At 76.9% G+C, this 8,598-nt stretch carries 1 protein-coding gene; it reads right to left on the bottom strand.

Translation table 11 applies throughout. The annotated features are described in order from the left end of the window. Nucleotides 1–8,598 (bottom strand): type I polyketide synthase (locus ACZ6Y7_RS37805; RefSeq protein ID WP_465762519.1); only part of this gene is annotated, 8,598 nt, incomplete at both ends.

Raw genomic sequence — 8,598 nt, 5'->3', positions numbered from 1 at the left:
CGAACCCTGACCCGCGAAGATCAGACCCACCCGGGCATCCCCACGGGCCACCCCCGACACCACCGAGCCCGAGGACACACCAGCCGCCAGGCTCTCCACACCGCGCAGCAGTTCGGCACGCTCGGTGCCCACCACCACGGCCCGGTGCTCGAACACCGACCGCGTGGTCGCCAGCGACCACGCGACGTCCGTCGGCTCCAGCTCCGGCCGCGCCGCCACCCACGCGCGCAGCCGGCCCGCCTGAGCCGTCAGACCGTCCGCCGAGCGACCCGACACCACCCACGCACCGGCACCCGACACCACCGGGGTCCCGGCCCGTACCTCGGCGGGCTCGGCGGCCGGAGCCTCCTCCACGATGACGTGGGCGTTGGTGCCGCTGATGCCGAAGGCCGACACACCCGCCCGGCGCGGACGCCCGTTGGCGGGCCACGGCACCGGCTCGGCCAGCAGCCGCACCTCGCCCGAAGCCCAGTCCACGTGCGGCGACGGCTCGTCCACGTGCAGCGTCCGCGGCAGCTCCTCGTGCTGCAGCGCCAGCACCATCTTGATCACGCCCGCCATACCGGCGGCCGCCTGGGTGTGCCCGATGTTCGACTTCACCGACCCCAGCCACAGCGGCTCGTCCCCGGCCCGTTCCTGACCGTAGGTGGCCAGCAGCGCCTGCGCCTCGATCGGGTCCCCGAGCGGGGTGCCCGTCCCGTGCGCCTCCACCACGTCCACGTCCGCGGCGGTCAGCCCGGCATTGGCCAGCGCCGCCCGGATCACCCGCTGCTGCGACGGGCCGTTCGGCGCCGTCAGACCGTTCGACGCGCCGTCCTGGTTGATCGCCGACCCGCGCACCACCGCGAGCACCCGGTGCCCGTTGCGCCGCGCGTCCGACAGCCGCTCCAGCACCACCATGCCGGCGCCCTCGCCCATGCCCATGCCGTCGGCCGCCGCGGAGAAGGCCTTGGACCGTCCGTCCGCCGCCAGCCCGCGCTGCCGGGCGAAGCCCACCATCTCCCACGGCGTCGCCATCACCGCGACGCCGCCGACCAGAGCCAGCGAGCACTCGCCCGACCGCACCGACCGGGCGGCCGTGTGCAGCGCCACCAGCGAGGACGAGCACGCCGTGTCGACCGTCATCGCCGGGCCCTCCAGGCCCAGCACGTACGCCACCCGGCCGGAGATGATGCTCGTCGCGTTGCCGGTCACCAGGTGGCCCTCCACCTGCGCGGCGCCGTCCTGGCCGCCGAGCTGCATGCTGGCCAGCGCGTAGTTCGACGAGTACCCGCCGATGAAGACGCCGGTGCGCGAGCCGCCCAGCGAGGACGGGTCGATGCCGGTGGACTCCAGTGCCTCCCAGGACAGTTCGAGCATCAGCCGCTGCTGCGGGTCCATCGCCAGCGCCTCGCGCGGGCTGATCCCGAAGAACCCGGCGTCGAACCGGCTCGCCTGGTGCAGGAAGCCGCCCTCACGCGTGTACGTGGTCCCGGCGTGCGCGGGGTCCGGGTCGAACAGGGCGTCCGCGTCCCAGCCGCGGTCCTGCGGGAGGCCGGAGATGCCCTCGCCGCCCGCGGCCAGCAGCTCCCAGAGCTCCTCGGGGGTGTCCAGCCCGCCGGGGAACCGGCAGCTCATCGCGACGATCGCGACCGGTTCGTCGTCGGTGACGACGGCGGCCGGCGCGACCGGGGCCGACGCGTGGCCGGCCAGCGCGCCGAGCAGCTCCGTCCGCAGGTGCTCGGCGAGCACCTGGGGGGTGGGGTAGTCGAACATCAGCGTCGCCGGCAGGCGCAGCCCGGTCGCCGTGGCGATCCGGTTCCGCAGCTCGACCGAGGTCAGCGAGTCGAAGCCCAACTCGCTGAAGGCACGGCCGGCTTCGACCTCGTCGGAGCTCGCGTAGTTGAGGACGGCGGCGGCCTCCTCGCGGATCGTGTCGACCAGGAGCCGGTCCTGCTCCGCCCGCGACAGGCCGGTCAGCCGCTGGGCCAGCTCGCCCTCGGCCGCCCGTCCGCCGCCGCTCTCGGTCCGCTGCGCCGCCTTCAGCCGCACGGCGTCCGGCAGGTCGCGCAGGAACGGGACGTCGAGGATCTGCGCCTGGCCGGGAGCGGCCGCGAAGGCGGGCCAGTCGAGGTCCATGACGGTCAGGACGGTGTCCGGGCCGGCCACCGCCCCGCCCAGGGCCTTGACCGCCAGCTCGGGGTCCATCAGGACCTCCCAGCGGTTGCGGCGCAGCCGCTGCCGGGCCGCCTCGCTGCCCCCGGACACGCCCTCACCGGCCCAGGGGCCCCAGGCCACCGAGAGGGCGGGCAGGCCGCGGGAGCGCCGGTTCTCGGCCAGCGCGTCCAGGAAGGCGTTGGCGGCCGAGTAGTTGGCCTGGCCGGCGCCGCCGAAGGTGGACGCGGCCGAGGAGAACAGCACGAACGCGTCCAGGTCCAGGCCGGCGGTGAGCTCGTCGAGGTGGACGGCGCCGGCGGCCTTGGGCGCGAGGGCGCTGGCCAGCCGGTCGGGGTCGAGGCCGTCGAGCACCCCGTCGTCGAGCACGCCGGCGGTGTGCAGGACGCCGGTGAGCGGCGGGCCGCCCGCCCCGATGCGGTCGATGACGCCGGCGAGGTCGGCGCGGCTGGCGCTGTCGCAGGCGGTGATCTCGACGTCGGTCCCGGCGGCGGCCACGCCGGCGGCCAGCGCCACGGCGCCCGGGGCGGTGACCCCGGACCGGCTGGCGAGGACGAGCCGCTCGGCGCGGCCGGCCAGCCAGCGGGCCACGTGCCCGCCGACCGCGCCGGTCCCGCCGGTGATCAGCACGGTGCCGCGGGGCGTCCAGTCCTGGCCCGCCTTGGGCTGCGGGGCGCGGGTCAGACGGCGGCCGAGGATCCCGGCGGGCCGGATGGCCACCTCGTCCTCGCCGCAGCCGGCGAGGACCGCGCAGAGGCGGCTCGCGGCCCGGTCGTCGAGCACGGCGGGCAGGTCGATCAGGCCGCCCCAGCGGTCCGGCTGCTCCAGGAAGACGACCCGGCCGAGGCCCCAGGTCTGCGCCTGCACCGGGTTGGTCAGCGGGTCGCCCGGGCCGGTGGCGATCGCGCCGGAGGTGAGCGTCCACAGCGGCGCGGTAATCGCGGCGTCGGTCAGCGCCTGGATCAGGGTCAGGGTGCCGGCCAGTCCGGCGGGCACCACGGGCCGGTCCGCGAGCGGCGTCTCGTCCAGGCCGAGCAGCGACACCACACCGGTCACGCGCGCCGGCGCGTCGTCGTCGGCGCCGGACCGCAGGGCCCGGGTGAGGTCGGCGGCCAGCGACTCGCGCCGCGCCGTGCCGGTCTCCACCTCGACGACCTCGGCCCGGGCGCCCCGCGCGGTCAGCGCGCGGACGCACGCCTCGACCAGGTCCGCGGCGCGGTCGGCCCGGTCCGCCGGGACGGCCACCAGCCAGGTGCCGGCCGGCTTGGCCGGTGCCGGGTCGGTGACGGGCGCCCAGGTGACGCGGTAGCGCCAGTTCCCGGTGACGTCCCGGTCCCGTTCGCGCCGCCGCCAGGAGGCCAGCGACGGGAGCACCTCGCCGAAGGGCCGCTGTCCGTCCGTGGCCAGCGTGTCGGCGAGCTGCTGCAGGTCGCCGCGCTCGACGGCGGCCCAGAACCGGGCCTCGGCCTCCGAGGAGGCACCGTCCCCGCCGGCCACCGCCGGCGCCGCCAGGCGGGAGCCGGTGAGCCAGTACCGCTGGTGCTGGAAGGCGTAGGTGGGCAGGTCCGCGCGGCGCCCGGCCGGCAGGACCCGCCGCCAGTCGACGGAGGTGCCGCCGACGTGCACCTGGGCGAGGGCGGCCAGCAGCCGCCGCGGGCCGCTGTTCTCGCGGTCCAGCGTCCCGGTGATCACCGGGGTGCCGGCCGTGCCCAGGTCCTCGATCGTCTCGGCGATCCCGGTGGTCAGCACCGGCTGCGGGGACACCTCGACGAAGGTCCGGTTCCCGGCCGCGGCCAGCTCCCGGACGGCCTCGTCGAAGCGGACGGTACGGCGGACGTTGGCGAACCAGTACCCGGCGTCCAGCTCCGTGCCGTTCATCCACCGGCACTCGACCGTGGAGAACAGCGGGACGCGTCCGGCTGCCGGCCGGATGCCCGCCAGCCGCTCGGTCAGGACGCCCTCCAGGTCGGACACCCCGGCCGAGTGCGCCACGAAGTCGGTCACCGGGATCGGCCAGCGCATGACCTTCCGGGCCGCCAGCTCGGCACCGAACTCGGCGAGCGCCTCCGTCTCGCCGGAGACCACGGTGGCGGCGGGCCCGTTCACCGCGGCCACCGCCAGCCGCTCGCCCCAGGGGGCGAGCAGCTCGCGCACCGCCGCGACGGGCATGACGACCGACAGCATCCCGCCGCCGGTGCCGAGTCCGGACAGCGCCCGGCTGCGAACCGTCACCACCTCGGCCGCGTCCTCCAGCGACAGGATCCCGGCCACCGTGGCCGCCGCGATCTCGCCCTGGGAGTGGCCGACCACCGCGCCCGGCGTGACGCCCGCGGCCTCCCACACGGCGGCCAGCGACACCATCACCGCCCACAGCGCCGGCTGGACCACGTCGGCGCGGTCCAGGGCGGGCGCGCCGTCCGCTCCGGCCAGCACCTCGGTCAGCGACCAGTCCACGTACGGTTCCAGGGCCCGCGCGCACTCGGCGATCCGGGCCGCGAACACCGGCGAGGCCGCCAGCATCTCCCGGCCCATGCCGTCCCACTGGGCGCCCTGGCCGGGGAAGACGAACACCGCCTCGCTCGCCTCGGCGGCCGCCGACGTCCCGACGACCACGCCGGGAGCGCGTTCCCCGGCCGCCACCGCGGCCAGGCCCGCGGCCAGCTCCTCGCGGGCGGTCCCGGTCACCACGGCCCGGTACTCGTACACCGACCGGGTCGTCGCGAGCGACCAGGCCACGTCCGCCGGCTCCAGCTCGGGGCGGGTCGCCACGTGCTCCGCCAGCCGGGCCGCCTGCCGGCGCAGGCCGTCCGCCGTCCGCCCGGACACCACCCAGGCGCCGGCCTCGGGAGCGTCGAGGACCGCGGGGGCCTGCGGCGCTCCGGCGCCCGCGTCGGCCGCGGTCGCCTCGGCGGTCGCCGGGTCGGGGGCCTCCTCCAGGATCAGGTGGGCGTTGGTGCCGCTGACCCCGAACGAGGACACCCCGGCCCGGCGCGGGCGGCCGTCCGTCCGCCACGGCCGCGACTCCGTGAGCAGGCGGACGTCGCCGGCCGACCAGTCCACGTGCGGCGAGGGCTCGTCCGCGTGCAGGGTGGCCGGCAGGTTCTTGTGCTGCAGCGCCAGCACCATCTTGATCAGGCCGCTGATACCGGCCGCACCCTGGGTGTGACCGATGTTGGACTTCACCGACCCGAGCCACAGAGGCCGTCCCTCCGGCCGGTCCTGGCCGTAGGTGGCGATCACCGCCTGCGCCTCGATCGGGTCGCCCAGCACCGTGCCGGAGCCGTGCGCCTCGACCACGTCCACGTCGGCCGTCGTCAGGCCGGCGTCGGCCAGGGCCGCGCGGATCACCCGCTGCTGCGAGGGACCGTTGGGCGCGGTCAGGCCGTTCGACGCGCCGTCCTGGTTGACGGCGGAGCCGCGCACCACCGCGAGCACCGGGTGCCCGTTGCGCCGAGCGTCCGACAGGCGCTCCAGCACCACCATGCCGACGCCCTCGGCGACGCCCATGCCGTCCGCCGCGGCCGAGAACGACTTCGACCGGCCGTCCGGGGACAGCCCGCGCTGCTTGCTCACCCAGACGAAGAGGTCCGGGGCGGAGGCGATGAACGCGCCGCCGGCCAGCGCCAGCGAGCACTCGCCCGAACGCAGCGCCCGGCTGGCCAGGTTGACCGCCACCAGCGCCGACGAACAGGCCGTGTCGACGGTCACCGCCGGGCCCTCCAGGCCGAACGTGTAGGCCACCCGGCCGGACAGCACGCTGGTCGTGGTGCCCGTCAGCAGGTGCGCCTCCAGGCCCTCCGAGGCGTCCGGCCCGACCAGGCCGTAGCCCGCGTAGCTCGCGCCCGTGAACACGCCCGTCCGGCTGCCGCGCAGCGTCGACTGGGCGATGCCGGCCCGCTCCAGGGCCTCCCAGGACGTCTCCAGCAGGAGCCGCTGCTGCGGGTCCATCGCGAGCGCTTCGCGCGGGCTGATGCCGAAGAACCCGGCGTCGAACTCGGCCGCGTCGTAGACGAATCCGCCCTGGCGCACGTACGCCGTGCCGGGGTTGTCCGGGTCCGGGTCGTAGAGGGCGTCCAGGTCCCAGCCGCGGTCCTGCGGGAACGCCCCGATCGCGTCCGTGCGCGAGTCCAGGAGCTCCCACAGCTCCTCCGGGCTGCGGACGCCGCCGGGGAAGCGGCAGCCCATGCCCACGATCACCACCGGGTCGTCGTCCAGCGGGACCGTGCTCGCCACGACGGCCCCGCCGGCGCTCGCCGTCCCGCCGGCACCCGCCGCCCCGCCGCCGAGCAGCTCGGAGCGGAGGTAGCCGGCCAGCACCGTCGGGCTCGGGTAGTCGAAGAGCAGCGTGGCGGGCAGCTTCAGGCCGGTGGCGGCGCCCAGCCGGTTGCGCAGCTCGACGGCGGTGAGGGAGTCGAAGCCCAGCTCGCTGAAGGCCCGGCTGCCGCCGACGGCCTCCGGGGAGGAGTACTCCAGCACGGCGGCGGCCTCGGCCCGCACCAGGTTGACCAGGGCGCGGTCCTGCTCGGCGGCCGGCAGGGCGGCCAGCTGCTGCCGCAGCGGCGTACCGGCGGCCCGGTCGACGGCCTCGTCGGGCCCGTCGCCGGCCAGCGCCTCGACGACCTCGGGCAGTCCCTCGATCAGCGGGCTGCGCCGGCGCAGCGTGAACGGCGGCGCGAACCGCGCCCAGTCCACGTCGACGACCGTCGTCAGCGCCTCGCCGCCGTCCAGGAGCTGCGCCAGCGTCCGGGTGGCCAGGTCGGGGCTCATCAGCCGCAGCCCGCGCCGCTCCAGCTGGGCCCCGTCGGCGCCGGCGCCCATCGCGCCGACGCTCCACGGGCCCCAGGCCACCGAGGTGGCGGTCAGGCCCCGGGCCAGGCGGCCGGCCGCCAGGGCGTCGAGGAAGGCGTTCGCCGCGGAGAACCCGGGCTGCTGGCCGCCGCCCCAGACGGCGGCGACCGAGGAGAACAGGACGAAGGCGTCGAGGTCCAGGTCCGCGGTCAGCTCGTCCAGCCAGGCCGCCGCGTCCGCCTTGACCGCGAGCACCCCGGCGAACTCCGCGAGGTCGAGGTCGTCGACCGGCTTGTTGTCGATGGCCTCCGCGAGGTGCAGGACGGACGACAGCGCGGGGCCGGTCGCCGCGATCCGGTCGAGCAGGCCGGCCAGCTCGGCGCGCCGCCCGGCGTCGCACGCCACGACGTCCACCCGGGCGCCCAGCGCGGCGAGTTCGGCCGCCTGCGCGGCGACGCCGGGGGCGGCCGGACCGGTGGTGCCGGTCAGCACCAGCCGGGACGCGCCCCGGCCGGCCAGCCAGCGGGCGACGTGCCCGCCGATCGGGTCGGTGCCGCCGGTGACCAGCACACTGCCACGCGGCTTCCACTCCCGGCCCGCCTTCGGCTGCGGGGCGCGGGTCAGCCGGCGGGCCAGGAGTCCGGTCCGCCGGACGGCGACCTGGTCCTCGCCGCAGCCGGCCAGGACGGCGGCCAGCCGCGCGCCCACCCGCTCGTCGGCCACCTCGGGCAGGTCGATCAGCCCGCCCCAGCGGTCCGGGTGTTCAAGTGCGACGACGCGGCCGAGGCCCCAGACCTGGGCCTGCGTCGGGCTGGCCGGCGCCTCGCCCGGTGTCGCCGCGACGGCGCCACGAGTGACGACCCACAGCGGCGCGGTCACGCCGGTGTCGCCGAGGGCCTGCACGAGCGCGAGCGTCGTGGTGAGGCCGCCGGCCACCGCCGGGTGGGCGGGCAGGCGGGTCTCGTCGGTCGCGAGGAGCGACAGCACGCCGGACACCGCCGGCTCGGTGCCCTGCAGTGCCTCGGTGAGCAGCTCGGCCACGTCCGCGCGGTCGACGGTTCCCGCCGGGATCTCGACGAACACCGGCTGGGCGCCGTGGGCGGTCAGCGCGGCCGTGCACTGCTGGAGCAGGCCGGCGTCGGCCTGGCCGGCGGGGGTGACGACCAGCCAGTTCCCGGACGGCCCGCCCGGGGTCTGCTCGGTCACCGGCGCCCAGGTCACGCGGTAGCGCCAGCCGTCGGTCACCGAGCGGTCGCGCTCGCGGCGGCGCCAGGACGCCAGCGCGGGCAGGATCTCGGCGAGTTGCCGCTGGTCCTCGATCGCCAGCGTGTCGGCGATCCGGGCCAGGTCGCCGCCCTCGACGGCGGCCCAGAACTCGGCCTCGGCGGCGGTGCTCGTGCCGTCGCCGCCCGGCCCGGTGGCGGTGTCGGCCCCGGTCTGGAGCCAGAAGCGCTGACGCTGGAAGGCGTAGGTCGGCAGCTCGACGGGCTCGCTGGCGGGCAGGACGGTCTTCCAGTCGACGGGCAGACCGCCGACGTGGGCCTGCGCGAGAGCGGTGAGGAGCCGGGCGGCGCCCGCGTTGTCGCGCTCCAGCGTGCCCACCGTCAGGACGTCGGCGATCCCGGCGTCCTCGGCGGTCTCGGTGACGGAGGCGGT

Source organism: Kitasatospora sp. NPDC053308 (assembly GCF_055585785.1).
The sequence above is the reverse complement of the archived record's forward strand: the minus strand, read 5'-3'. Positions and strand labels throughout refer to the sequence as shown.